General features: G+C 59.8%; 24 protein-coding genes and 1 pseudogene. 16 read left to right on the top strand and 9 right to left on the bottom strand.

The annotated features are described in order from the left end of the window. Nucleotides 1–52: 52 nt before the first annotated feature. Nucleotides 53–511 (bottom strand): SLOG family protein, encoded by a 459-nt coding sequence (locus H8711_RS04350; RefSeq protein WP_249282319.1) that lies wholly within the window; start codon nucleotides 509–511, stop codon nucleotides 53–55. A gap of 119 nt (nucleotides 512–630) precedes the next feature. Between H8711_RS04350 and H8711_RS04345 the strand changes: the two genes are divergently transcribed. Continuing rightward, the gene (locus H8711_RS04345) at nucleotides 631–813 is read left to right on the top strand and encodes a CopG family ribbon-helix-helix protein (protein ID WP_249282318.1); all 183 of its coding nucleotides are present in this window, start codon (nucleotides 631–633) and stop codon (nucleotides 811–813) included. A gap of 63 nt (nucleotides 814–876) precedes the next feature. Then, nucleotides 877–1,119: a helix-turn-helix domain-containing protein gene (locus H8711_RS04340; RefSeq protein WP_249282317.1), complete on the top strand. Its 243-nt coding sequence runs from the start codon at nucleotides 877–879 to the stop codon at nucleotides 1,117–1,119. Between the two features lie 142 nt (nucleotides 1,120–1,261). On the opposite strand, the gene H8711_RS04335 is transcribed toward H8711_RS04340, so the two are convergent. Continuing rightward, complete coding sequence (locus H8711_RS04335) at nucleotides 1,262–2,413, bottom strand: hypothetical protein (protein WP_249282316.1); 1,152 nt, start codon at nucleotides 2,411–2,413, stop codon at nucleotides 1,262–1,264. 252 nt (nucleotides 2,414–2,665) lie between these two features. Between H8711_RS04335 and H8711_RS04330 the strand changes: the two genes are divergently transcribed. The 7 genes from H8711_RS04330 to H8711_RS04300 all read left to right on the top strand — a co-directional run bounded on the left by H8711_RS04330 (nucleotide 2,666) and on the right by H8711_RS04300 (nucleotide 9,323). Then, nucleotides 2,666–3,433 carry a TIGR00282 family metallophosphoesterase gene (locus tag H8711_RS04330; protein WP_249282315.1) on the top strand — a complete coding sequence of 256 codons (768 nt, stop codon included), beginning with the start codon at nucleotides 2,666–2,668 and terminating at the stop codon, nucleotides 3,431–3,433. A 221-nt stretch (nucleotides 3,434–3,654) separates the two neighbouring features. Next, nucleotides 3,655–3,915 carry a stage V sporulation protein S gene (locus H8711_RS04325; protein ID WP_249282314.1) on the top strand — a complete coding sequence of 87 codons (261 nt, stop codon included), beginning with the start codon at nucleotides 3,655–3,657 and terminating at the stop codon, nucleotides 3,913–3,915. A gap of 160 nt (nucleotides 3,916–4,075) precedes the next feature. Next, nucleotides 4,076–5,599, top strand: coding sequence for an ABC transporter substrate-binding protein (locus H8711_RS04320; protein ID WP_249282313.1), 1,524 nt, complete (start codon nucleotides 4,076–4,078; stop codon nucleotides 5,597–5,599). Nucleotides 5,600–5,663: 64 nt separating this feature from the next. After that, nucleotides 5,664–6,017, top strand: coding sequence for an Asp23/Gls24 family envelope stress response protein (locus tag H8711_RS04315; protein ID WP_249282312.1), 354 nt, complete (start codon nucleotides 5,664–5,666; stop codon nucleotides 6,015–6,017). 23 nt (nucleotides 6,018–6,040) lie between these two features. Continuing rightward, on the top strand, nucleotides 6,041–7,702 hold the full coding sequence (locus tag H8711_RS04310; protein WP_249282311.1) for a DAK2 domain-containing protein: 1,662 nt from the start codon (nucleotides 6,041–6,043) through the stop codon (nucleotides 7,700–7,702). Between the two features lie 32 nt (nucleotides 7,703–7,734). Beyond that, on the top strand, nucleotides 7,735–8,502 hold the full coding sequence (locus H8711_RS04305) for a type III pantothenate kinase (protein WP_249282310.1): 768 nt from the start codon (nucleotides 7,735–7,737) through the stop codon (nucleotides 8,500–8,502). Between the two features lie 158 nt (nucleotides 8,503–8,660). Further along, the gene (locus tag H8711_RS04300; RefSeq protein WP_249282309.1) at nucleotides 8,661–9,323 is read left to right on the top strand and encodes an ECF transporter S component; all 663 of its coding nucleotides are present in this window, start codon (nucleotides 8,661–8,663) and stop codon (nucleotides 9,321–9,323) included. A 104-nt stretch (nucleotides 9,324–9,427) separates the two neighbouring features. Here H8711_RS04300 and H8711_RS04295 read toward each other — a convergent pair whose 3' ends face one another. Then, complete coding sequence (locus H8711_RS04295; RefSeq protein WP_249282308.1) at nucleotides 9,428–9,673, bottom strand: helix-turn-helix domain-containing protein; 246 nt, start codon at nucleotides 9,671–9,673, stop codon at nucleotides 9,428–9,430. A gap of 90 nt (nucleotides 9,674–9,763) precedes the next feature. Between H8711_RS04295 and H8711_RS14330 the strand changes: the two are divergent. After that, nucleotides 9,764–9,991 (top strand): annotated as a pseudogene (locus H8711_RS14330) (DUF6794 domain-containing protein); the annotation flags it as partial. Between the two features lie 43 nt (nucleotides 9,992–10,034). On the opposite strand, the gene H8711_RS04290 reads toward H8711_RS14330, so the two are convergent. From H8711_RS04290 to H8711_RS04270, 5 genes are all read right to left on the bottom strand, one after another. Continuing rightward, the gene (locus H8711_RS04290) at nucleotides 10,035–10,703 is read right to left on the bottom strand and encodes a sigma-70 family RNA polymerase sigma factor (RefSeq protein ID WP_249282307.1); all 669 of its coding nucleotides are present in this window, start codon (nucleotides 10,701–10,703) and stop codon (nucleotides 10,035–10,037) included. Next, nucleotides 10,696–11,142, bottom strand: coding sequence for an anti-sigma F factor (gene spoIIAB, locus H8711_RS04285; protein WP_249282306.1), 447 nt, complete (start codon nucleotides 11,140–11,142; stop codon nucleotides 10,696–10,698). Before spoIIAB ends, H8711_RS04290 begins: the two co-directional genes overlap by 8 nt. Next, nucleotides 11,139–11,459 (bottom strand): STAS domain-containing protein, encoded by a 321-nt coding sequence (locus tag H8711_RS04280; protein WP_249282305.1) that lies wholly within the window; start codon nucleotides 11,457–11,459, stop codon nucleotides 11,139–11,141. The genes spoIIAB and H8711_RS04280 overlap by 4 nt, the downstream gene beginning before the upstream one ends. A gap of 317 nt (nucleotides 11,460–11,776) precedes the next feature. Beyond that, on the bottom strand, nucleotides 11,777–13,084 hold the full coding sequence (locus H8711_RS04275) for a bifunctional folylpolyglutamate synthase/dihydrofolate synthase (protein WP_249282304.1): 1,308 nt from the start codon (nucleotides 13,082–13,084) through the stop codon (nucleotides 11,777–11,779). Between the two features lie 93 nt (nucleotides 13,085–13,177). Next, on the bottom strand, nucleotides 13,178–15,799 hold the full coding sequence (locus H8711_RS04270) for a valine--tRNA ligase (protein WP_249282303.1): 2,622 nt from the start codon (nucleotides 15,797–15,799) through the stop codon (nucleotides 13,178–13,180). Between the two features lie 661 nt (nucleotides 15,800–16,460). Here H8711_RS04270 and H8711_RS04265 point away from each other — a divergent pair. Both H8711_RS04265 and spoIIID read left to right on the top strand, forming a co-directional pair. Next, entirely contained in the window at nucleotides 16,461–18,392 is a 1,932-nt protein-coding gene (locus tag H8711_RS04265; protein ID WP_249282302.1) for a dockerin type I repeat-containing protein, read from the top strand. 120 nt (nucleotides 18,393–18,512) lie between these two features. Continuing rightward, nucleotides 18,513–18,773, top strand: coding sequence for a sporulation transcriptional regulator SpoIIID (gene spoIIID, locus H8711_RS04260; protein WP_249282301.1), 261 nt, complete (start codon nucleotides 18,513–18,515; stop codon nucleotides 18,771–18,773). Between the two features lie 53 nt (nucleotides 18,774–18,826). Here the strand turns inward: spoIIID and H8711_RS04255 are convergent, their stop codons facing one another. Next, complete coding sequence (locus H8711_RS04255; protein ID WP_249282300.1) at nucleotides 18,827–19,582, bottom strand: M23 family metallopeptidase; 756 nt, start codon at nucleotides 19,580–19,582, stop codon at nucleotides 18,827–18,829. Nucleotides 19,583–19,837: 255 nt separating this feature from the next. Between H8711_RS04255 and H8711_RS04250 the strand changes: the two genes are divergently transcribed. The 4 genes from H8711_RS04250 (at nucleotide 19,838) to pstB (ending at nucleotide 23,363) form a co-directional block, all read left to right on the top strand. Next, entirely contained in the window at nucleotides 19,838–20,692 is an 855-nt protein-coding gene (locus H8711_RS04250; protein WP_249282299.1) for a phosphate ABC transporter substrate-binding protein, read from the top strand. 173 nt (nucleotides 20,693–20,865) lie between these two features. Then, complete coding sequence (gene pstC, locus H8711_RS04245) at nucleotides 20,866–21,705, top strand: phosphate ABC transporter permease subunit PstC (protein ID WP_249282456.1); 840 nt, start codon at nucleotides 20,866–20,868, stop codon at nucleotides 21,703–21,705. Beyond that, the gene (pstA, locus tag H8711_RS04240) at nucleotides 21,705–22,598 is read left to right on the top strand and encodes a phosphate ABC transporter permease PstA (protein WP_249282455.1); all 894 of its coding nucleotides are present in this window, start codon (nucleotides 21,705–21,707) and stop codon (nucleotides 22,596–22,598) included. Before pstC ends, pstA begins: the two co-directional genes overlap by 1 nt. Before the next feature lie 12 nt (nucleotides 22,599–22,610). Next, nucleotides 22,611–23,363, top strand: a complete 753-nt coding sequence (pstB, locus tag H8711_RS04235; RefSeq protein ID WP_249282298.1) for a phosphate ABC transporter ATP-binding protein PstB — start codon at nucleotides 22,611–22,613, stop codon at nucleotides 23,361–23,363. Nucleotides 23,364–23,888 lie beyond the last annotated feature (525 nt).

The raw sequence follows: 23,888 nt of genomic DNA, 5'->3' as shown, positions 1-23,888 counted from the left end.
TGTAGAAGAGCAAGGGGAGGAACCCGTTGGGTTCCTCCCCTTTTTTGCGCCTTCAAGCCAGGTTGAGCACCGGCAAGCCGCGCGCCCGGCAGGCCGCCACGGTGTAGCGCGTGCCGCCCGCTGGCTGAGTGAGATAGCAGATGCAGCAATCGCTGTGTTCGGCGAGATAACGGTTGCGCAGGTGCATACAGCCCCGGCGGTAGGTCTGTGCGGTATAGATCACCCGGTCCGCGCCCGCCTTCACCCATTCGTAAGCCTCCCGGTCGGCCGGGCCCCAGAATTTTGCCTGGTCGCGGCAGGGCAGAACCAGGATGAGCCGGGTCTGCGGATGCTGCGCGCGCATTGCAAGCACGGTTTGCGCGGCGAGGGTATCGAACCCGAGCGCGCCGCCCGCCAGGAAGGTGTCCGCGCCCCGCCCGATCACATCCGCGACCGCGTCCTCCAGGCGCTTCTTGATGGCTGGTATCTCCTCCGGCGGCAGAGCGCGATGGCCGGTGAAGCAACAGGTCATTTGAAATTCACCTCACGATATTTTATTTAATGCTAATTATAGTATCAAAATATGCAGCTATAAAATGAACATGATAAAGAATACAATAAAGAGCACAATATTTCAAGAGGTGAGGTGCAATGTCTAACTTTATTCCAAAACAATACAAGAAAGAGCCCGTTACAGTTCGCATTGATTTTGAGAAGTTGGAGAAGATTGACCGGTTGGCGGAGCGCTATCATCTCAGTCGGAACGGCCTAATCAACCAGTGTATCGATTACGCGCTGGAGCATATGGCGGAACCGGCCGGGAACGACGAATAAAAAACGGGGGCGCGCGGCCTCCGTTTTTGTGTTGACGAATCTTTTTGTTTGGGTGGTGTCATCATGAAAACAAAACAGGCCGTTGCTGACCGAATTTTGGAGCTGTGCGCGGAAAGGGGCATCGCCGTCAACAAGCTCGCCACTATCTCAGGGATGCCCGCGATGACGGTGTACAGTATGTTGAATCAAAAGAGCATGAATCCCGGCATCGTCACCATCAAGAGGCTCTGCGACGGTCTGGGCATCACGCTGGGCGAGTTTTTCAACACGCCTGAATTCGACAGCCTGGAGCAGGAAAGCGAATAAAAATTCGTTGCTTCACAGCTATTTTTTCGCGCATTCAGTTCGGGCGCTGTGTCGTTTCTATCGTTTTGCTCTGCGAAACGATCAAAAAAACGGAGGCTTTGTAGCCTCCGTTTTTTATTTGCGTGCGTTACCGGTCAATCGATCAGCGTTTTTTCGCTACAGCGATGCCCGCGACCGAAACAACCGCCAGGGCAACCGCCAGGCCGACAAAGTCGTTCGCGCCGGTGTCCGGGTTGGTGGTAGCGTCGCCGCTGCTATCGGTGCTGTCGGTGCTGTCGCCATCCTCATCGCTGTCATCTGCGTCCTCGTCCACCAGCTTGGTGTCGGAGATCACGTAGTTGCCCAGCTTGTTGGTTTTGATGACAAACGCCTCGTCGCTGCTGTCATATTTAGCATCCTCGCAGAGGGTGAGTTTGCCATCGACCACTTCATAGAGATAAGGCTCGTCGCCGTCATCCAGATCGGTGGGGATGGTGAGCTCGCCGGTCTTGCGGAAGGTCTTGTTGTTGCCCGCGAAGTAACGGATTTCGAGCTCCGCGTTGGGATATTTGTCCTCCAGCGCTTCATCCTCGGTATCCAAGCGCAGGAACAGATCCTTTTGATTGGTAGCATTCACGATAAAGACCACCTCTTCATCGTCGTCGCCGAACTCCATCTCGATCTCGTCGTCGATGTCGTCAAAGGTGACGATCGGCGCGCCGGACGGAACCAGGAAGTAAGAGGAAGCCTCCGTCTCACGGTAGCAGATGGTGCTGTTGGTGAATTCTTCGATCTCAGCGGGAGTCGAAGTGCCGACAACCTGCGCAACGCCGTTCAGAGAGATGTCGTAGCTGCTTTCATCCGGATAAACCTTGATGGTCATATCGAGGTCTACCTCTTCCATATTGAACTTATCTGCGGTGGTAAAGGTGATAAACGCTGTCTTGCTGGCGCTGACCGGGTGATAGTCACCGTATGTCGCAGAGACGCTCTTGATCACAAACGCGGGTTTGGAAGAGATATAGCTGGAGCCGTCGGAGATCGAATTACGGATTTTATAGTTGTTGGTGAGATCGGAAAGTTTGGTGATGTCGGCTGCGGTGCCGCTGGTGACATCAACTACCGGGATATAATAGGTGGTGTTGGCGTCAAGGTCGTCGGCATCCGCGAGATACATCGCTTTGTCGTCGTCGTCATAGGTGTAAACAGTGCCGGAAAGCACGTCGATCGCAGTGACATCCGACGCCGCAAAGGCCACCGTGCACATGCCAAAGGCAAGCACAACAGCCAACACGCATGCGAGAATTTTTTTCATCGTTGATTCCTCCATAAAAGTTTTGCGAGCGGGCCCTGCTCGTGTAGCTTAATTGTACCCACGCTTTGTGAAAACAATTTGTGCTCGCGGTGAGAATTACCAATTAATTTGTTACGATTTTGTAAAAAGTCGTTACCTCTTTCCCCGAAAGGCCGTTTACGGTATAATAATCGAAAACGGCCTTTTTGCGACCCTTTTGATGGGGCCAAGCAAAAAAATATCGTAAATTTAAATGCGGAAAGGATCGACCTTATGAGAGTTTTAGCTTTGGGCGACGTGGTCGGCCAGGCGGGTTGCGACATGGTACGCCGCCATCTGCCGCGCCTGCGGCAGGAGGAGGGCGTCGACTTCTGCGTGGTGAACGGGGAAAACTCCGCCGAGGGCAACGGCATCCTGCCCAGCTCGGCCAAACAGCTGTTTGACGCTGGCGCGGATGTCATCACCACCGGCAACCACGGCCTGCGCAGGCGGGAGATCAACGACCTGCTCGACCAGAACACCGGCCTGCTGCGGCCCGCCAACTATCACCCCTCGGCGCACGGCTTCGGGTGGTACCTCTACGATATGCTCTCCTATCAGGTGGCGGTGATCAATTTACAGGGCACCGTCTATCTGGACAACATTGAAAATCCCTTCGCCTGGATCGATCGGATGCTGGACACGATCGATGCGCGCATCAAAATTGTGGATTTCCACGCCGAGGCCACCAGCGAAAAGCTGGCCCTCAGCTATTACCTCGACGGCCGGGTGAGCCTGCTGTTCGGTACGCACACCCATGTACAAACCGCTGATGAGAGAATTTATCCGGGCGGCATGGGCTATATCACCGACCTCGGGATGTGCGGGCCGTCGGAATCGGTGCTGGGGGTGCGCCCCGAGCTCGCCATCCGCCGGTTGAGCACCCATCTTCCCACCCGCTTTGAAAACGCCGATGGCCCCTGCCATCTTTGTGGAATTGTTGCAGATATCGACGAAAAAAGCGGTAAAACTACTAAAATTACAAGAATTGAGATAAAATAATCAGATTATTTGCCGAAATACTTGATAAATATGTGAAAATACTGTATGATAGAAAGCAGGAAATACGCGCCGAACGGTGGATCAGAACATTTACGGCCATTCGGCCATCGTGTTATCCGGAGCGCGATGCGTCGAATTTCCATTCTGTCTGGGCCGGACGGGTTCCCACCTGAGGTAATCTTTGCGTGTTTCCAACAGCGCAAGCAGGAGGGAAGACAACTATGGAAGTACTAAAAGTTTCGGCAAAATCCGTACCAAATTCTGTGACAGGCGCGATTGCGGGGGTAATCCGTGAAAAGGGCGCAGTTGAGGTACAGGCGGTGGGCGCTGGTGCCTCTAACCAGGCGGTCAAAGCGGTCGCCATCGCAAGGGGTTATCTCGCCCCTGCTGGAATCGACCTCATCTGTATCCCTGCTTTCGCCAATGTCGTCATCGACATGGAGGAACGCACCGCGATCAAGCTGATCGTGGAACCACGCTAGCAACAAACTCATTTGCGAAGACGTCCCCGCAGCCAGCGGGGGCGTCTTCATCTTTTCTATGACAGAATTGTAAATGCGCGCGCGCCTCCCTTGCCGCTGGCCCGGAAAAGGGGTACAATAAAGGATACCAAACCGATTCCATCACCACCGGAGGATGCGTATGATGAAACGATTTTTAGCGCTTTTACTGGCGCTTGCCGCACTGTTCTGCTCGGGCTGTATGCCGCTGGAGCCGCCCAACGCCTCGCAGGACGAACCGCAGCAGTCGCAGCCGCAGGAGCCCACAGAATCCGCGCCTGCGTTTGACAGGTTAAAAATTGCATATAATAGTGCTAACCCACTCGAGCCCTACAGCGCATCCAGCACCATGAACCTCAACCTGATTCCGCTGATGTACGACCCGCTCGTCAAGCTGGACCAGAATTATGAGGTGCACAAGGTGCTGGCCGAGGAGATCCGCATGACCGGCGATCAATGCATCGTCACGGTGCGCAGCGGCGTCACCTTCAGCGACGGCGCCCCGCTCACCGCGGACGACGTGGTCTATTCCGCGCAGCAGGTGCTCGCCCCCGGCAACAGCTACTCCGGCCTGCTCTCCAACGTCAAGGAGGTGGCGGCAGTGGACAGCCGCACCGTTCAGTTCACCCTGAACACCCCGGACCGGCTGTTCGCCAACCTGCTCACCTTCCCCATCGTGGCGCAAGAGCGGCCGGGTGTGGGCAGCGGGCGGTATGTGCTGGCGGGCAGCGGCGAGAACCTGCACCTGGAACAGAACCCCCTCTGGTACGGCGGGACCGGCGGCCGGATCAAAACGATCGAATTAATCAACCAATTGGATCAAGATACATTGATTTATAGCCTGAAACTTGGTACAATAAATTATGTATATTCCGACCTTGCGGACAACGAGACCGCGACAATCGGCAGCAGCACCCAACTGGTCCCGCTCAACAACCTGGTGTACCTGGGCGTCAACAGCACCAAGGCGGTGCTGGCCGACGCGCGGATGCGCAAGGTGCTGGACCTGTGCCTCGACCGCGCGGGCCTGGCCGAGAGCGCCTATGCGGCGCGCGCACTGCCCGCTTACACCCCGTTCCAGCCCAATTTCATCGAGGTGCAGGCGCTGGACCTCACGCAGCCGCAGGATCTCACCGCGGCCGCCCTGCTGATGGAACAGCTCGGTTACAGCGCCGAGCGCAAGGACGCGGAGGGCTACTATGTGATCCCCGGGCGCGGGCGCTTCACCCTGCGCCTGCTGGTGAACGCGGAGAACTCCGGCCGCCTGCAGATCGCCACCGAATTGCAGCGCACCCTGCGCGAATTCGGCATCGAGCTGGTGATCGACTCGAAAAAATATGAGGACTACCAGAACGCGCTGACCAAGTGGGATTTCGACCTGTATCTGGCGGAGGTCAAGCTCTACGACAACATGGATATCAGCCGGATGCTCTCCCCCGCCGAAAAGCTGGGGTTCGGCGTGACGGAAAACGAGACCTTGCTGGCAGCCAACGCCGCTTTCCGCAGCGGCGCCATGGGGATGGAGGAGTTCGTCCAGGAATTTGGCCGAAATCTGCCGTTTCTGCCGATCCTCTACCGCAGCGGCACCGTTTCGTTCTCGCGCGGCTGGTACTTTGAAAGTCTCGCCACCGAGCAGGATATCTTTTATAACATCGAAAACTGGTGATGCGGACGCATCCGTTTTGTTCTGAAACTACAGCGCGGCGCGAGCCGTAAAAGGAGGAATCATTATGGTGAAACTGGAAACGCATCTGGGCGAAACCAACATCTCGCAGGAATATTTCGCAAACCTGGTGGGCCACGCGGCGTCCGAATGCTTCGGCGTGTCGGGCATGGCCGTGACCGACGCCACCCAGGGGCTCCGCTCGATCATCACCAAGAAGGAGGCCCCCGACCAAGGGGTGCGGGTGCGCATCCTCAACGGACGGCTGGTGGTGGACCTGCACATCGTGGTGACCTACGGGGTGAACATCTCCGCCATCGTCAAAAGCATTGTGAATAAGGTGCGCTACACGGTCGAAGAGGCGACCGGCATGGAGGTCGCGCGCGTCAACGTCTATGTGGATTCGATGAAAACCGAGTAAGCAAAAGCAAGGAGTGTATGTTTGTGATAGAAGGGGCCCAGCTGCGCGACGCATTTATTTCCGCCGCGCACCACATTGAAAATCAAAAACAGGCGGTGGATGCGCTCAACGTGTTTCCCGTGCCGGACGGCGATACCGGCACCAACATGTCCATGACCATTACGGCCGCGGCGCGCGAGCTCTCCACATTGGACGACAACACCACGGTGGCCGAGGCGTCGCACACAGCGGCCGCGGCCCTGCTGCGCGGCGCGCGCGGCAACTCAGGCGTCATCCTGTCGCTGCTGTTCCGCGGCTTCTCCAAGGGGCTGGCAGGCAAAAAGCAGGCGGACGGCGCGGACATCGCACAGGCGCTGCAAAAGGGCGTCGAGGCCGCGTACAAGGCAGTAATGAAGCCGACCGAGGGCACCATCCTCACGGTGGCCCGCATGGCGGCTGAGCGCGCCAAGGTGGTGTGCAAAAAGGAAAACGACCCGGTGCTCGTGTGGGGCGAGGTGATCGACGCGGCGAAGGACGCGCTCGCCAAAACCCCGGAGCTGCTGCCGGTGCTGAAAAAAGCCGGCGTGGTGGACGCGGGCGGCCAGGGCCTAGTCGTCATCTTTGAAGGGATGATGAGCGTCTTTGCGGACGGGGCCATCATCGAAAGCAAGGCGCAGACCGAAAAGAAAATCGCGGTATCCTGGGACGAGGACAGCCGGGACGCGGCGGCGGAGTATGAGGGCGAGGACATCACCTTTACATACTGCACCGAGTTCATCGTGGTGAAGAAAGAGGGCGCGGAGGATTCCCTGAAGCTGCGCGCCTACCTCGAATCGATCGGTGACAGTGCAGTGGTGGTGGACGACGACGAAATCATCAAGTGCCATGTGCACACCGACAACCCCGGCAACGCCCTGCAGGAGGGCCTCAAATTCGGTTCCCTCATCAACCTGAAGATCGACAACATGCGCGACCAGTTTGAAAAGAAAAAACAGGGCCGCAAGAAGAAGGCCCAGGCGCCCGAATATGTCCCGGTGGACCCGAACCGCGAATACGGCTTTGTCGCGGTGGCGGCCGGCGAGGGCTTGCAGACCCTGTTCAAGGAGCTGGGCGTGGACAATGTGGTGAGCGGCGGCCAGACGATGAACCCCTCCACCGAGGACATCCTCACCGCCATCCACGCGACGCCGGCCAAGACGGTGTTCGTGCTGCCCAACAACAAAAACATCATCATGGCGGCCGAGCAGGCGATCAAGCTGGCCGACCGCCGGGTGTTTGTGCTGCAAACCCGCACGGTGCCCCAGGGCATGACCGCCATGCTCAACTTCGACCCGGACGCGGACGCGGAGCACAACCAGATGGCCATGACCGAGGCGTACGAGCGGGTTTCCACCGGCTCGGTCACCTTTGCCGCGCGCGATTCCGACTTCGACGGGCACGACATCAAAAAGGGCGAGATTCTCGCGCTGGAAAACGGCAAGCTCGCGTTTGTCACCACCGACCTTGTCAAAGCGGTGACCAAGCTGACCCGCAGCCTGCTCAAAAAGGACACCGCGTTCGTCACGGTGTATTACGGCTGCGACGTGACCTCCGAACAGGCCGAGGCGGTGGAAGAGGCGCTGCGCCAGAAACTGCCGGAGGATGTGGAGTTCACCATGCTGTCCGGAGGCCAGCCGGTCTACTATTTCCTGATTGCGGCCGAATGACGGCCCCAACCCGCAGCAAAGGATGAGACAAGATGATTTTAGCCATTGATATCGGCAATACCAACATCGTGGTGGGCGGCTACGAGGGCGCTGAGCTGCGCTTCTGTGCGCGGGTGAGCACCGATGCGGCCCGCACCGAGTTTGAATACGCGGTGGTGCTCAAGGAGATCCTGGGGCTGCACGGTTTCCCGCCGGACAGCATCGAGGGGGCGATCATCTCCTCGGTGGTGCCCCCGCTCTCCCCGGTGATGCGCCATGCGGTGCGCCTCGTGCAGCCGGTGAAAACCCTGATGGTGGGCCCCGGCATCAAGACCGGGCTCAACATCCGCATCGACAACCCGGGCGGGCTGGGCGCTGACCTGCTCTCCACCGCGATTGGCGCGATGGAAAAGTACCCGCTGCCCGTGGTCATCATCGACCTGGGCACCGCCACCAAGATCACGGTGGTGGATGAGCAGCGCAGTTTTTTGGGCGGCGCGATCATGCCCGGCGTGATGATCGGACTCAAGGCGTTGGCCGACTGCACGGCGCAGCTCCCTCAGATCAATCTGGACGACGAGGTGAAGCACCCGATCGGCTCCAACACCATCGATTGCATGAAGAGCGGCGTGATACTCGGCGCAGCCAGCATGATCGAGGGCATGGTGCGCCGCTACCGGGCGGCGCTGGGCAGCGGGGTCACGGTGGTGGCCTGCGGCGGCCTGGCCGGGGTGGTCATCCCCTACTGCGAGTGCGAGATCATCCGCGACGACCACCTGCTGCTCGACGGCCTGCTTGCGCTCTACAACCGCAATAGCTGACCCCTGAAAACGGATATCAACGGGGCGGCCCCCGCCGTGCGCCCGGTCGGTGACGGAGCTTATCCGAGCCGAACCGCCAGCGCCGCCGTGGGATACCCCGTCTGATAAATATTATTTGCGCCGCATCCGTGACGGAGCGGCAGCAAGGAGGAATACTTATGTCAACCGGTTCCGCAAGGACAACCCGCCTGGTACAGCTGGCGCTGTTGTCCGCCATCCTGTTCATCATGGGCTTCACCCCGCTGGGTTCTTTCCCCTTGCCGGGCAGCCCGATTGTGGCAACGCTCGCGCAAATCCCGGTGGTGATCGGCGCGCTGCTGCTGGGCACCCGCTCGGGCGCGTTTCTGGGCGGCGTGTTCGGCTTTGTCAGCCTGCTGTGGTTCACCATCTACGGGGGGAGTCCCGTCATCCCCACCGCGTTTGTGTTCAGCCCCTTTTACAGCGTCAATCTGGCGCAGGGCAACCTGTTGCTGGCGGCGTGGTATGCGGTGTGCAGCCTGCTCATCTGCTTTGGGCCGCGCATCCTCATCGGCGTGGTCTCGGGCAAGGTGTATCAAAAGCTGATGGCCAAAACCCACAGCGTGAGCAAATCTGCAATGGTGGCCGGCGTGTGCGGGTCGCTCACCAACACCATCCTGGTGCTGCTGGGCATCCTGCTGTTTTTCGCCACGCCCTATGCCGAGGCCAACGGCAGCCAGGTGATCTGGGGGCTCCTCGGCGCCTCGATCCTGTTCAACGGCATCCCCGAGGCGATTGTGACCCCGCTCATCACGGCAGCGGTGGTGACGCCCCTTTCCAAGCTACAACGGCGCGCCGGCTAAATATTACAGTTCAAAAGCGGTCCAGGCGGAATCCGCTCGGGCCGCTTCTTTTTCTATGATAAAATTAAAAAGTCCCCGCCAGGCGCGGGGACAAGATGAAATGCCTAGCGGCACCTTTCGGGTTCAATAAACAGCTGATACGGCTCAATCGACAGAATCTCGCAGATGCGGAACAGAATATCCAGCGACGGAACCTTGTGCACATGCTCCGCCTCGATGTGGCTGATATGGGTTCGCGACACGTTCGCTTTGAGGGCGAGCCCTTCCTGCGTCAGATGCTTCTTTTTCCGATAAAACGCGATGTTATCCCCGATCAGTTTATAGTATCTTTCGTAATGCTCCAACTCCATCACCCCACACCTTTATGCTAGCCAAAAATTAGCAGAGTAATGCTTGCTTGTGGTTAGCAAATGCAGTAAAATGATGTTGAGGTGATCGCTATGCCTTTATTTCAGGAGATCAAAAAGTGTATTTTTTGCATCGAATCACAGTTTGATAGAGCGGCAATGGAGGAATTTGCGGAATGCAGCTATTCCAACCTAACCGCTTATCATTATGGACTCGGTACTTGGATACGGGAACATCTACTTGCAGAACACAGCATTCTATATCAATCCTTTCAACGCCTTGGCGTCAGCCAGAAGGACGACATGTCCGACCTGATCATCCGCCTGTTCTACCTCTACGAGCGCGAAAAGCGGGCGCGGCCCGCTACCCCGTCAGCTGCTCGCGCAGGCGCATCAAAATCTTCTTTTCGCGGCGGGATACCTGCACCTGCGTCATGCCCAGCAGCTCGGCGGTCTGGGTCTGGGTCTTGCCGCCGTAGTAGCGCAGCACAATCAGGCGGCGGTCGTTCTGCTCAAGCTGGCCCACCACCTGCCCCAGCGAGATCGAGTCGGCCATCTCCTCCTCGGGGGAATCCACCGGGATATCGAACTGCCCGCCGCCCTCCTCGTCGCTCTCGGTGAGCGAGATGGGCGGCGCGGAGGCGGAAAGCGCCTCTGCGATATCGGCCGGGTCGCGGTCGAGCGCCTCGGCCAGCTCCCCGATGGTGGGCTCGCGCCCGGTGCGCGCGGCGATCTGCTCGCGCATACGCACGGTTTTGAGCGACAGCTCCTTGAGGGTGCGGCTGACCTTGACGCTGCCCCCGTCGCGGAAGAGCCTGCGCATCTCCCCCAGGATGACCGGCACCGCATAGGTGGAAAACTTGACCCCGCGGTTCCAGTCGAACGCGTCCACCGCCTTGACCAGCCCCATGCTGCCCGCCTGGAACAGGTCGTCGTATTCGATGCCTCGCCCCTTAAACTTATGGGCGCAGGCGTGCACCAGGCCCAGGTTATTTTCGATCATTTCCTGCCGCGAAACGGTACATTCAGGCATTCCCGGCTCCTTTGGACAACAGCTTTTTGGTGAGTACCACGCATGTACCTTTTCCCGGCTTGGAGGTTACCCGCACCTTATCCATAAAGCTCTGCATCACCGCAAAGCCAAGGCCCGCGCGCTCCCCGGTGGTGCAGGTGGTGAACAGCGGTTCCATCGCCTGCTTGATATCGGGGATGCCACAGCCCTTGTCGCGTATTTTGATGGTGAGCGTATTGTCCTCATAAAGTTTTGCGTGTATGTACACCGGACCGATTTCATCCCGATAGCCGTGGACAATGCAGTTGGTGACCGCCTCGCTGACCGCGGTCTTGATATCCGCCAGTTCGTCGATCGTGGGGTCGAGCTGCGCCGCAAAGGCCGAAAGCGCTGCGCGCGCAAAGCTCTCGTTGGCGCTTTTGCCGGGAATTTGCAGCTTCATTTCGTTGATCTGTTTCATTTTTTTGTTCCTCCGTCCATCACCGCAATCCGGTCGAGCCCCGCCAGGCGCATCACGCGCTTCACCGGTGAGGAGAGCCCGCGCAGCTCCAGCACCGCGCCGGTGCCCTCCAGCAGCTTGTAGCGCCCCATCACCAGCCCGATGCCCGAGCTGTCCATAAACGTGACCCCGCGAAAATCCAGGATCACCCGCTGCGGCGTGACTGCCCCGATCGCTTCGTCGATGCGCTCGCGCAGTTCGCCGGCGCTGTGGTGGTCGATTTCGCCGCTTAAATACACTTCGACCACGCCGTCATCCGTCTCTATATTGATCGACATATCCCCTGCCCCTTTGCAAGTTTTTTTACCATTCCTTGTCCTTTTTATACTAGTAACCGATAAAACGATTCAATCATTTTATCGGGGCCGCATTCTGCGGCCCCGCGGCGAAGCCGCTGATTACGTCGTCAATATTTTCTCTGCCGCCGCTTGCGGCGGCCCGGCGCAAAGCGCCGGGATAAAACCATCTAAAAATGGTTTTATCAGAGAACAATATTACTGTTGCGCGAAACATACACAGAAAAAAAGAACTCCCTATCCCTATGATAGAGAGTTCCCCTCAAATTTTTACTCGAAGCCTGTCCGCGCGGGCGGTCTTATTTTGTTGGATTTTGGTTTTGCCCCAGCAGCCCGAGCAGCACCGGCCGAAGCTCGGCCGCCAGATAGAGCGACCCGCAACAGACCAGCGCGTCCCGCTCGCGCAGGCTTTCCACAATCATTGTGGCTGCCTGTGGAATATCTTCCGATGCCGCTGCATCCGTGCAAAAACGGGCCGCCGCGGCCAATTCCGAGCCCGGCAGGGCGCGCGGGTTGTCCGGCGTCACCGCGACCAGCCGGTCGGCGTGCCGCGCCGCCAGTTCGGCCGCGTGCGTCCAGTCTTTGTCCGCCAGCATCCCCATCAGCAGGGTGATGCGCCGCCCCGCGCCGCGCAGGCGGTCGAGCATACCGGCGAGCGCCCGCATCCCGTCCGGGTTGTGCGCGCCGTCCAGCACCACCAGCGGCCGGCGGGAGAGCACCTCCATGCGCGCCGGGAAGACGGTGTGCGCGACGCCCCAGGCGATCGCCTCGTCGGACAGCGCGAACCCCTGCGCGCGAAGCTGGCGGCAGACCTCCACCGCCGTGATGGCGTTGTCGATCTGGTGCTCGCCGGGCAGCGACGGGTGCAGCCGCAGCCCGCCGTAGTCGAACACCTCGCCGCCCAGCGGGTCGTCCGACGGCAGCCGCTCGACCGACCCGATCCCCGGCTGGATCAGCGTGCCGCCGGTCTCGGCGCAGCGCGCGTACAACTCGGCCAGCGCCTCGGGCGGCTGGTGCGGGGCCGCGACGGTGACGCCGCCCTTGATGATGCCCGCCTTTTCCCGCGCGATCTGTTCGATGGTGCCGCCCAAAATGGCGGTGTGGTCCAGCCCCAGCCTGGTGATCACCTGCACCAGCGGCGGGTCGATCACGTTGGTGGCGTCGAACCGCCCGCCCAGGCCGACCTCGAGCACCACGATGTCGCAGCCCCGGCGCGCGAACCACGTGAGCGCCAACGCGGTGACATACTCGAACTCGCCCGCCGCAAGGCCGCCTGCGCGCTCCTCCACCTCCTCGGTGAGCGCCGCCAGCTCCCCGGGCGGGATCATCTCCCCGTCGATCTGCATCCGCTCGCGGAAGCAGAGCACGAACGGGCTGATATACAGCCCGGTGCGGTGCCCCGCATGGGTGAGTACGTTCGCCGTCATGGCGGCCACGCTGCCCTTGCCGTTGGTGCCCGCGATGTGTACAAACCGCAGCGCCTTCTGCGGGTCGCCCAGCGCGGCCATCAGCGCCCGAATGCGCTCGAGCGAGGCCGCCCCGGCAAAGCGGGGGTGGCTGTGGATGCGCTCAAGCGCCCACCGCTCGTCATGCTCCCATGGTTCCATCCGCAATCCGCTCCTTTGTCGTATCAAATGAACAGCCCCGCACCCCCTCCGGCAGCTCGCCGGGGCGGGGCGCGGGGCGCTTTGTTGTTGGGTTTATTTCATCGCCGCGATGCTCTCGAGAATCTTTTCATAGCGCTCGCGCAACTTTTGCAGCTTGGCGCGCTCGGCCTCCACCACATGCGCGGGGGCCTTAGCGACAAAGTTTTCGTTAGCCAGCTTGCCCTCGAACGACTTGATCTCCTTTTCGCAGCCCGCCTTCTCCCTCTCGAGGCGCGCGAGCTCCTTCTCCTTGTCGATCAGCTCGTCCATCGGGATGAACACGCGCGCGGAGTCGGTGATGACCTGCACCGCACCCTCGATGTTCTGCTCGGGGGCGACCTCCACCTGCGAAGCGGACGCCAGCCGCTGCATAAAGGCGGCGCAGCGCTCGAACACCGGGCCGAACTTGGTCTCGATGTGCAGGCTGGCCTTCTTGCTCGGCGGCACGTTCATCTCGGCGCGGCGGATGCGCACCGCCTTGATGACCGCCATCACCCGCTCGAAGTCGCGCTCCTCCTCCGCGAAGTTGAGCGCCTCGTCGTACACCGGCCAGGGGGCCACCATGATGCTCTCGCAGTCGTTGGGCAGCGCCTGCCAGATCTCCTCGGTGATGAACGGCATGAACGGGTGCAGCAGCTTGAGGGTGCCGGTCATCACCGTCACCAGCACCTTCTGTGCGTCGCGCGCGGTGTCGCCGCCCGCCTGGATGCGGGTCTTGGTGAGCTCGATGTACCAGTCGCACAGGATGTCCCAGATGAAGTCGTACAGCTTCTGCACCGCGAGGCCGAGCTCGTACTTCTCCAAGTTGTCGGTGACCTCCTTGACGAGGTTGTTATATTTGGTGAGCACCCATCTGTCCTCGATTTCCAGCGCGTCGGGCAGGCCGGGCGCGGTGATCTCCTCCGACAAGTTCATGAGGATGAACCGGGTGGCGTTCCAAATCTTGTTGGCGAAGTTGCGGCTGGCCTTGACCTTCTCCTCCGAGAAGCGCATATCGTTGCCCGGGCTGTTGCCGGTGGCCAGCATGAAGCGCAGCGCGTCCGCGCCGTACTCATCGATGATCTCCAGCGGGTCGATGCCGTTGCCCAGGCTCTTGCTCATCTTGCGGCCCTGCGCGTCGCGCACCAGGCCGTGGATGAGCACCGTGTGGAACGGCGCCTTACCCATGTGCTCCAGCCCCGAGAACATCATGCGCACCACCCAGAAGAAGATGATGTCGTACCCGGTGACCAACACGTCGGTGGGGTAGAAGTAGTCGAGCTCGGGGGTCTTGTCCGGCCAACCGAGGGTGGAAAACGGCCACAGCGCCGACGAAAACCATGTGTCCAGGGTGTCGGGGTCCTGGGTGAAATGACTGCCGCCGCAGTGCGGGCAGCTCGTCGGGGCTTCGGCAGCCACGATCATCTCGCCGCACCCGTCGCAGTACCACGCGGGGATGCGGTGGCCCCACCAGATCTGGCGGGAGATGCACCAGTCGCGGATGTTCTCGAGCCAGTGGTAATAGATCTTGTCGAACCGCTCGGGGATAAATTTAGTCTCACCCTGGCGCACCGCGTCGATCGCGGGCTTTGCCAGCGGCTCCATCTTGACGAACCATTGCTTGGAGACGCGGGGCTCCACCGTCTCGCCGCAGCGGTAGCATTCGCCCACGTTGTGGCTGTAATCCTCGGTGGAGAGCAGGTAGCCGCCCGCCTCGAGGTCGGCCACAATCGCGCGGCGGGCCTCCATGCGGTCCATGCCGGAATATTTGCCCCAGCCCTCGGCGATGTGCGCGTCCTCGGTGAAGATGTTGATGACCGGCAGGTTGTGCCGCAGGCCCACCTCGAAGTCGTTGGGGTCGTGCGCCGGGGTGATCTTCACCACGCCGGTGCCGAAATCCATCTCGACATACTCGTCCGCCACGATGGGGATTTCCTTATCCACCAGCGGCAGGATGAGGTTTTTGCCCACCAGCGCCTTGTAGCGCTCGTCGTCGGGGTGCACGGCCACGGCGGTGTCGCCCAGCATGGTCTCAGGGCGGGTGGTCGCCACCTCGAGGAAGCCGCTGCCGTCCGCCAGCGGGTATTTGATATGCCAGAAGGAGCCGGCCTTCTCCTGGTATTCCACCTCGGCGTCGGAAAGGGAGGTCTTGCAGTGAGGGCACCAGTTGATGATGCGCTCGCCGCGGTAGATCAGGCCCTTGTCGTACAGCTTGAGGAACACCTCCTGCACCGCCTTGGAGCAACCCTCATCCATGGTGAAGCGCTGGCGCTCCCAGTCGCAGGAGGACCCCAGCTTTTTGAGCTGGCTGACGATGCGGCCCTCGTATTTTTCCTTCCACTCCCAGGCGCGCTCGAGGAACTTCTCGCGGCCCAGGCCCTCTTTGGTGAGGCCCTCCTCCTTGAGCGCGGCCACCACCTTGGCCTCGGTGGCGATAGCGGCGTGGTCGGTGCCGGGCATCCACAGCGCCTCGTAGCCCTGCATCCGCTTCCAACGGATCAGGATATCCTGGAGGGTTTCGTCCAGCGCGTGCCCCATGTGGAGCTGGCCGGTGACGTTCGGCGGCGGAATCACGATGGTGAACGGCTTCTTATCCGGGTTCACCTCGGCGTGGAAGTAGCCGCCGTCCAACCAGAACTGGTAGGTGCGGTCCTCCACCTGTTTGGGGTCGTAGACCTTTTCGAGCTGTTTTCTCATGGTTTTCTAGTCTCCTATACGATCAAATTGAGCTGCGGGACATAACACAGACAAGGCTTGCGCATCGGGCAAACCGCCCCGCGCATCCTGCTTTTGTTGTGTAAAACACAACAAAAAAGCCCCAAGCTGTTTTCCAGCTTAGGGCGAATCGGACGATCCGTGGTACCACCTAACTTCGGGGCGCAAATACCCCGCACTCCGCCGGCGCCGCTGTGGCCGCGCCGCTTCCCGGTAACGGTGGAACTCCGTTGAAGCCTACTTGGGGGCTCGCCGCCCGTTCGGTTCAAGGCTCGAGGGCTACCTTCCGCGCCGCCTTCACGGGAACTCGCACCAGCCGTTCCCTCTCTGTGCATTGGGTCTGCGCGTACTCCTCCCTGTCGTCGCCTGTGCCTCTATTTAGATACAGGATTCAGCATAGCATATCCAGAGAAAAAAGTCAAGGTCGAGGCTGTGACTTCGGCGATGTGCTGCCAAAATATTTTCTGGAAAATACTGTACATTTCTTTGCGGCTACGTTATAATGAAATTGTCAAAATTCGTTTCAATTCGACACATCATTTTGTGCAGCAGCGCGCCATACAAAACATCTTCTTCCATTCAATCCACCCTTATTTTGACGGCATGCCATCAGATTGATTCACTGTTTAGGAGGGACTGTAGGATGAAAAGAGCGGTTTCGTTTATCTTAGCATTGGCGGTGTTGTTGGCCCTGTTGCCCGCGCAGGCGTTCGCGAGCAGCGCCGACGACTACTGGAGTTCTGTTATTGAGAAGATAGAGGGCTCCAAAAAGGGGGGCTCCTCAGAGGGCGGTACTGTGCCCGGCGACATCATCGACGCCATGAAGGACAAGGATACCAAGTTGGATCCGACTGATCCCGGGGAGGATTACGAGACGCCGCGACCCAAGCCGGGGGAATCCTCTCCAGACGAGAAGCTGGCCACCCCGACCGATCTGCAGTGGGGAATGGAATATCGCTGTACACAGGATGAAAACGGCGAATGGCAGTATACCTCCGCAGAGGTTCCCGGCATGATAAGCTGGCGCAATCAGGAGCCCTATCAAGACCGTTTTGAGGTGTGCATTTACACCGAAGACGATGAAAAAGTTGGCGACACCCGTTGGCGCGGTGTCCAAGAATATCTCAAGAGTGACGATCTCTTCCTTCTCTCCGACCTGGAGAGCGGCGCCTATTACTTCACCGTGCAGGCGTTGGGGGATGGAACCAAATATACAGACAGCGACGTTGCCACCTCTGACCTCTGGACCTACACCGCCCCCGAGGCGCAGCTTCCGCAGGTGGATGGGCTGCGCTGGGGGGAGGGCGCGGAGTCCCGCAATATCTACTGGGATGACATCGACGCACCGGACGGCGTTTCCTACGGGTATGAGATCCAATATCTCTATACTCCCAGCCCGGATGAGGAGCCGTATTTCACTGGCAGCACCTGGTTCCGAACCGCAGAAACCGAGGATATGCTGGATGATTGGACGATTGAAGGCGCCGGTTACTATTATTTCAAAGTGCGCGCGCTCAGCAACAACATCGAAGTGTTGCGCAACGGCCCCTGGTCGGAGCTCTGCGGCCCCTACGACCTCACCGAGATTTCCGGCTCGCTGGAGGAAACTCTGGAGGATATCCTCCTGCTGGAGGATCGCGACGAGATTTTAAGCGCGGCCAAGGAGCTCAACCGCGACGACCTTTCCGCCGCCATGCTCGCGGATACCGACAACAGCGGCATCGTCGATATCGTGCGGGAGCTGGAAGCGGCCGCCGGCGTTTCCACCCAAATTGAGGTTGCAGACGGGATGCAGAACCACTTCAGCGTGGATCACATATCGGTCGCGGGCGCGGGCCTCAACCTGCCCGCAGGCAGCGAGGACCGCGCCGTCACATTCCACATCGGCGAGCCCGACGAGGGCGTCGTGATCCCCACTATCTACCACAACACGGTGCAATTCTCTATGGAACTGGAAAACGTGGAGCCGGAGCTGAGCTTCCCTGTGAAGATCACCCTGCCTGTCCCGGCCTCGATCAACCCGGACTTTCTAGTCATCCTGCACTACCATCAGGACGGAAGCTATGAGGAGATCCATCCGATTCTCTCAGCATCCGGTGGGGTGCATTACGCCTCGTTTGCGGTGACCAGCTTCAGCACCTTTGTGATGGCGGAAAACAATCCTGAACAACCGGACGACTTCGGCCTGAACGAAGAAAACCAATCCGGTATCCTCTCCGGCCTGCCGGTGGGCATAACCCCGGCCTGGCTGGAGGCGCACTATCGGGCGCTGGGCAAGGACGTGTCGGTCCAGGCGCCGGACGGCACAACGCCGAAGTGCGTCGGCACCGGCTGCGAGGTCCGGTGCGGCGGCGCCACCTATCGGGTGCTTCTGTACGGCGACTTGATCGGCGACGGGACCATCGATGTGGTGGACCTGCTGCAAATCAAAAGCAGCGTCCTGGGGATCAGGCAGCTGAGCGATCTCTCCGCCAAAGCGGCCGATCTCAACCGGAATGGCGAGACCGACATTGCCGACCTGCTGCTGCTCAAAAAGCATATCCTCGGCATCTCCACCATCCAACAAACCATCTGACCAACGCATTAAGTGGCCGGACAGCGGAATCTTGCTGTCCGGCCATTTTGCGCTGTAGCATACCCGCGTGCCGCGGCGCATATAGATGGGATAAACACGTAATGCGGGGAGGAACACGCTTTGAAGGGTTTGCCGGAGGAACGGGCGATAGCGCTCGGCACCTACATCATCGAGCATGGCGCGACCGTGCGCAGCACCGCAAAAGAATTCCACATCAGCAAGAGCACGGTTCACAAGGACGTATCCGAACGGCTGCAAAAGCTCAACCCGGAGCTGTACGGCAAGGTGAAGCAGGTGTTGGACGTCAACAAGCAGGAACGGCATATCCGTGGCGGGATGGCCACCAAAAATAAATATGCGAAACAAAAAAAGAACGGTTAGAGCCTGGCTTTAACCGTTCTTGTGCTTGCCGCGGGTATGCGGCGGCCGTTCTTTTAAATTTTGCCCATGGTTTGCAGGGGGTCCACAAACTTGCCCGCCTGCTTCATCGCAAAGTGCAGGTGCGGCTCAAGTTTGGCCTCAGCGAGGTTGGTCTCACCCACCTTGCCGATCGCCTGGCCCACGGCCACGGTGTCGCCCTCTTTCACCATGACCTCCTTTTCCAGCCCGCTGTAGATGCTGGTGAGCTCACCTGCGTGCGACACCTCGATGGTTTTTCCCCAGATGCCGTTGTCGTAGATGCGGCTGACAGTACCGTCGGCCGCGCAGAGCACCTCGGTGCCCACCTCGGCCTTCAGGTCGATGCCGTCGTGGGTGCACCATTTATCCAGGGTGGTGTTTTTCACCAGCTCGCCTGCGCTGTACTGGTTAAACACCTCCGCGGATTTGATGGGCAGCGCGAATGCTGAAATCTGCGGTTCGAGCGAAAGCGTTTGCTGTTCGGACGGCTCGGGTGCAGCGGACGACTGCTCGGGCGACGAGGACGATGTTGACTCCGATGAGGAGGAACTTGATGAGATTTCGATACCGGACTTCTCCTTGCCCGCTTCCTCTAACTGTTCTGGAAATCCCCAACTGGCATCCTCCTCCACAATACTGCTCGCCTCGGGCGGCGCGGACGGCTCGGTGATGGAACCGAGGGTCTTGTCCACCACCACCCAGGCCGCGGTGCCCGCGCCCACCAGACAGAGGGCAAGCGCGGCGTAGAACCCCTTGCCGTTTAAAAAATTGGATAAGCTGTTCTTTTTCATTTTATGAAACTACACCTCCAAAAGAAGTTACTTGATTGGCTTACGATTATTTTGAGCCGTGCTCTTGGTATTTATACAGGGCAAAACGGCAACAATTTTACTGTACAAGCCGTTTCGCCGCCCGATTTACACAGACTTTACACAAGATTTACGCTCGTATGATATTGTAAAGCCGCACGGAACGGTACAATAGGCTTGCAAAACGGACAAAAAGAAACCGATAATTTTGGTACAAATGAAAAGGAGACTTTTACGATGAAAAAGATTCTTGCGATAGCACTCAGCGCCCTGCTCGCTGTTTCGATGGCCGCCTGTTCCGACTCCGGCGCCCCCGCAGAGGGCTCGGGTGAGTCCTCCCCGTCGGGCGCAACCCAGCTCAGCGGCAAGGTTTCCACCAACGGCTCTACCTCGATGGAAAAGGTGATCGGTGCGCTGAGCGAAGCGTTTATGCAGCAAAACGGCAGTGTAGATGTCACCTACGACCCCACCGGCTCGGGTTCTGGCATCACCGCCGCCAAGGAGGGCACCGCGGATATCGGCCTCTCCAGCCGCGCGCTGAAGGATGAGGAAACCGCAGACCTGGAGGGCACGACCGTGGCGCTCGACGGCATTGCGATCATCGTCAACAAGGCCAACGGCGTCAAGGACCTGTCCCTCGAGCAGATCTCCAAGATTGCGACCGGCGAAATCTCCAACTGGAAGGATGTCGGCGGCGCAGACGCCCCGATCGTGATGATCGGCCGCGAAGCCGGTTCCGGCACACGCGATGGCTTTGAAAGCATCACCGGCACCTCGGAAAAATGCGTGTACGCTCAGGAGCTGACCGCCACCGGCGCGGTGATCGCCGCAGTGGAGAGCAATGAAAACGCGATCGGCTACGCCTCCCTCTCCTCGGTCAAGGACAGCGTCAACATGGTCACGGTGGACGGCGTGACCCCCTCTGAGGCCACCGTGCTGGACGGCACCTACAAGGTACAGCGCCCGTTCGTGATGGTCACCAAGAAGGGCGAAACTCTTCGTCCCGAGGTCCAGGCGTTCATCGACTTTGCGCTCGATCCGGCCAACGCCGAGATCATCGCGGGCGCGGGCGCGGTTTCGGTCGCCAAATAACCCATCCCCCTACGCAAAGAAATGCCTCCACTTGCAGCGGCATCTGGAGGCATTTCTCAGAGCTTTTTTGTGTAAAGTTTATTTGAACAGAATTTGAACGGGGAGGAGGCCCAGCCTCGCGCCCCACCTGGGAGTTGACGCTTGTGAAGCTCAAAAAAATAACGGAACGGCTGATGAACACCATCTTTTTTCTGTGCGGCATGACCGCCATCCTCTCGGTCGTGGTGATTACCCTCTATATGGTCCTCTCCGGCCTGCCCGCCATCCGGGAGATCGGGCTCGCCGATTTCCTGTTCGGCAAGGTGTGGAAGAGTACCGCCAAGGACCCACAGTTCGGCATCCTGCCGTTCATTCTCACTTCGCTCTACGGCACCGGCGGGGCGATCCTGCTGGGGGTTCCCGTCGGGCTGCTCACCGCCGTGTTTCTCTCCAAGGTCGCGCCCCGGCGGGTGGCCAACGTGGTGCGCCCGGCCGTGGAGCTGCTCGCGGGCATCCCCTCGGTGGTGTACGGCCTGATCGGCATGATCGTGCTGGTGCCCGCGGTGGCTAAGACCTTTCGGCTGGCCAACGGCACCTCGCTGTTCGCCGCCATCCTGGTGCTGGCGATCATGATTCTGCCCTCGATCATCAGCGTATCTGAAACTGCGCTGAATGCGGTGCCCCCCGAATACGAGGAGGCCTCCCTCGCGCTGGGGGCCACCAAGATCGAAACCATCTTCAAGGTGAGCATCCCCGCCGCGCGCAGCGGCATCGCCGCGGGCGTGGTGCTCGGCGTGGGTCGCGCCATCGGCGAGGCCATGGCGGTGATGATGGTGGCCGGCAACGTGGCCAACATGCCGGAGCTCTTCAAATCGGTCACCTTTCTCACCACGGCGGTCTCCAAGGAGATGTCCTACGCCTCGGGGCTTCAGCGGCAGGCACTGTTTTCCATCGCGCTGGTGCTGTTCCTGTTCATCATGGTCATCAACGTGATTCTGGGCTGCATCCTCAAGAAAAAAGGAGGGGATAAATGATGGCGAACTACGAACGCGATGAAACCGGAAAGATCGTCATCCCGCCCCTGTCCAAAGGCCGCCGCGCCTACGACCTGCTCATCAAGGGCTTTCTCTATCTGGCGGCGCTGATCACCTGTGCCCTGCTGGTGGGGCTCATCGGCTATATCTTCTACCGCGGCCTGCCCAACATCACCTGGGAGCTGGTCTCCACCGCGCCCAGCGCGCTCAAAGATACAATCGGTATTTTACCCAATTTGCTCAACACATTGTATATCATCCTCATCAGTCTTCTGATCGTGCTGCCGCTGGGGATCGGCGCGGCGGTCTATCTCACCGAATACGCCACCAACCGGCGGCTGGTGTGGCTGATCGAATTCACCACCGAAACCCTCACGGGTATCCCATCGATCATCTACGGCCTGGTGGGAATGCTGTTCTTTGTGCAGTTCTGCAACCTGCAAACCTCCATCCTGGCGGGCGCGCTCACGCTGGTGGTGATGATTCTGCCCACCATTGTGCGCACCACGCAGGAAAGCCTCAAAACGGTGCCGGAAAGCTACCGCGAGGGCGCGTTGGGGCTGGGTGCGACCAAGTGGTATATGATCCGCACCATCATCCTGCCCAGCTCGATCGACGGCATTGTGACCGGCTGCATCCTGGCGGTGGGGCGCATCGTGGGCGAATCGGCCGCGCTGCTGTTCACAGCGGGCATCGGTTCGATCATCGCCAAGAACATCTTCGCGGCCATGAGCCGCTCCGGCGGCACCCTTTCGGTGATGCTGTATGTCTACGCCTTTGAGCGCGGCGAGTTCGGCGTGGCCTTCGCCATCGCGGCCATCCTGATGATTCTAGTGCTGTGCATCAACTTTGCGGCCAAGCTGGTCAACCGAAAGCTCAAAAATAAGTTTTAGAAGGAGCCTGTTATGGATATCATCACCACCAACAATCTGGAGCTGTGGTACGGCTCCTTCCAGGCGCTCAAGGGGATCGATATGAAGATTCCAGAGCACCAGATCACCGCGTTTATCGGGCCGTCGGGCTGCGGCAAGTCCACCTTTTTAAAGACGCTCAACCGCATGAACGACCTGGTCCCCGGCGTAAAGATCACCGGCGAAATTCTCTACCACGGGCAGGACATCTACGCGCCCGAGGTGGATGTGACCTGGCTGCGCAAGCGGGTAGGCATGGTGTTTCAGAAACCCAACCCGTTCCCCATGAGCATCTACGACAACATCGCCTACGGGCCGCGCCTGCACGGCACCCATTCCAAGGCAGAGCTCAACGATCTGGTGGAGCAGAGCCTGCGCGGTGCGGCGCTGTGGGACGAGGTGAAGGACCGCCTGAAAAAATCTGCGCTGGGGCTTTCCGGCGGCCAACAGCAGCGCATGTGCATCGCGCGCGCCCTGTCGGTGCAGCCGGACGTGCTGCTGATGGACGAACCGACCTCCGCGCTCGACCCGATCTCCACCATGAAGATTGAGGAGCTGATGAGCGACCTGAAGCAGCAATACACCGTGGTGATCGTCACCCACAACATGCAGCAGGCCGCCCGCATCTCCGACCGCACCGCGTTTTTCCTGCTGGGCGAGATGGTAGAATTCGACGAGACCGAGCGCATGTTCTCAATGCCCAGCGACAAGCGCACCGAGGATTACATCACCGGCCGCTTCGGCTAACCGGCCAACGGCCGGTTGAAAACCGTGGAAACGCCTACGTCATGCGGGGTGCGTCCTCCGCACAGCGGGCGCCGGCAATAACCACAGAATGCCCCCGCAGGCGATGCCGGGGCTGGCGCACAGGTATGCGCCGGGCGCCCTGCCCGAAGCCGGAAGGTAACGGCCGGCTGAAAACCGGGTAAACGCTTACGCCATGCGGCGCTCCCGCCCTCATGCGCAAAAAAGCTCTGCGTTCCTTCCCGCGCCGCAGGGCCTCCCCTTTTTCCAAATTTTTGCCGGGCGCGGCGGCGGAACGGAGCGAGGGCTTCCAGCCCTGCCTCCGGTGGATGCGCTGGGCGATCCGCGCCGCAATACGGCGCTCCCGCCCTCATGCGCAAAAAAGCTCTGCGTTCCTTCCCGCGCCGCAGGGCCTCCCCTTTTTCCAAATCTTTGCCGGGCGCGGCGGCGGAACGGAGCGAGGGCTTTCAGCCCTGCCTCCGGTGGATGCGCTGGGCGATCCGCGCCGCAATACGGCGCTCCCGCCCT

It is taken from the genome of Ligaoa zhengdingensis, from assembly GCF_014384885.1.
GTDB classification, from domain to species: domain Bacteria; phylum Bacillota; class Clostridia; order Oscillospirales; family Ruminococcaceae; genus Ligaoa; species Ligaoa zhengdingensis.
The sequence above is the reverse complement of the archived record's forward strand: the minus strand, read 5'-3'. Positions and strand labels throughout refer to the sequence as shown.

Excerpts from the sequence above, each read along its gene's own strand:
- H8711_RS04350 (WP_249282319.1), bottom strand. The coding sequence starts at position 511 with ATGACCTGTTGCTTCACCGGCCATCGCGCTCTGCCGCCGGAGGAGATA.
- H8711_RS04345 (WP_249282318.1), top strand. The coding sequence starts at position 631 with ATGTCTAACTTTATTCCAAAACAATACAAGAAAGAGCCCGTTACAGTT.
- H8711_RS04340 (WP_249282317.1), top strand. The coding sequence starts at position 877 with ATGAAAACAAAACAGGCCGTTGCTGACCGAATTTTGGAGCTGTGCGCG.
- H8711_RS04335 (WP_249282316.1), bottom strand. The coding sequence starts at position 2,413 with ATGAAAAAAATTCTCGCATGCGTGTTGGCTGTTGTGCTTGCCTTTGGC.
- H8711_RS04330 (WP_249282315.1), top strand. The coding sequence starts at position 2,666 with ATGAGAGTTTTAGCTTTGGGCGACGTGGTCGGCCAGGCGGGTTGCGAC.
- H8711_RS04325 (WP_249282314.1), top strand. The coding sequence starts at position 3,655 with ATGGAAGTACTAAAAGTTTCGGCAAAATCCGTACCAAATTCTGTGACA.
- H8711_RS04320 (WP_249282313.1), top strand. The coding sequence starts at position 4,076 with ATGATGAAACGATTTTTAGCGCTTTTACTGGCGCTTGCCGCACTGTTC.
- H8711_RS04315 (WP_249282312.1), top strand. The coding sequence starts at position 5,664 with ATGGTGAAACTGGAAACGCATCTGGGCGAAACCAACATCTCGCAGGAA.
- H8711_RS04305 (WP_249282310.1), top strand. The coding sequence starts at position 7,735 with ATGATTTTAGCCATTGATATCGGCAATACCAACATCGTGGTGGGCGGC.
- H8711_RS04300 (WP_249282309.1), top strand. The coding sequence starts at position 8,661 with ATGTCAACCGGTTCCGCAAGGACAACCCGCCTGGTACAGCTGGCGCTG.
- H8711_RS04295 (WP_249282308.1), bottom strand. The coding sequence starts at position 9,673 with ATGGAGTTGGAGCATTACGAAAGATACTATAAACTGATCGGGGATAAC.
- H8711_RS04290 (WP_249282307.1), bottom strand. The coding sequence starts at position 10,703 with ATGCCTGAATGTACCGTTTCGCGGCAGGAAATGATCGAAAATAACCTG.
- spoIIAB (WP_249282306.1), bottom strand. The coding sequence starts at position 11,142 with ATGAAACAGATCAACGAAATGAAGCTGCAAATTCCCGGCAAAAGCGCC.
- H8711_RS04280 (WP_249282305.1), bottom strand. The coding sequence starts at position 11,459 with ATGTCGATCAATATAGAGACGGATGACGGCGTGGTCGAAGTGTATTTA.
- H8711_RS04275 (WP_249282304.1), bottom strand. The coding sequence starts at position 13,084 with ATGGAACCATGGGAGCATGACGAGCGGTGGGCGCTTGAGCGCATCCAC.
- H8711_RS04270 (WP_249282303.1), bottom strand. The coding sequence starts at position 15,799 with ATGAGAAAACAGCTCGAAAAGGTCTACGACCCCAAACAGGTGGAGGAC.
- H8711_RS04265 (WP_249282302.1), top strand. The coding sequence starts at position 16,461 with ATGAAAAGAGCGGTTTCGTTTATCTTAGCATTGGCGGTGTTGTTGGCC.
- H8711_RS04255 (WP_249282300.1), bottom strand. The coding sequence starts at position 19,582 with ATGAAAAAGAACAGCTTATCCAATTTTTTAAACGGCAAGGGGTTCTAC.
- H8711_RS04250 (WP_249282299.1), top strand. The coding sequence starts at position 19,838 with ATGAAAAAGATTCTTGCGATAGCACTCAGCGCCCTGCTCGCTGTTTCG.
- pstC (WP_249282456.1), top strand. The coding sequence starts at position 20,866 with ATGAACACCATCTTTTTTCTGTGCGGCATGACCGCCATCCTCTCGGTC.
- pstA (WP_249282455.1), top strand. The coding sequence starts at position 21,705 with ATGGCGAACTACGAACGCGATGAAACCGGAAAGATCGTCATCCCGCCC.
- pstB (WP_249282298.1), top strand. The coding sequence starts at position 22,611 with ATGGATATCATCACCACCAACAATCTGGAGCTGTGGTACGGCTCCTTC.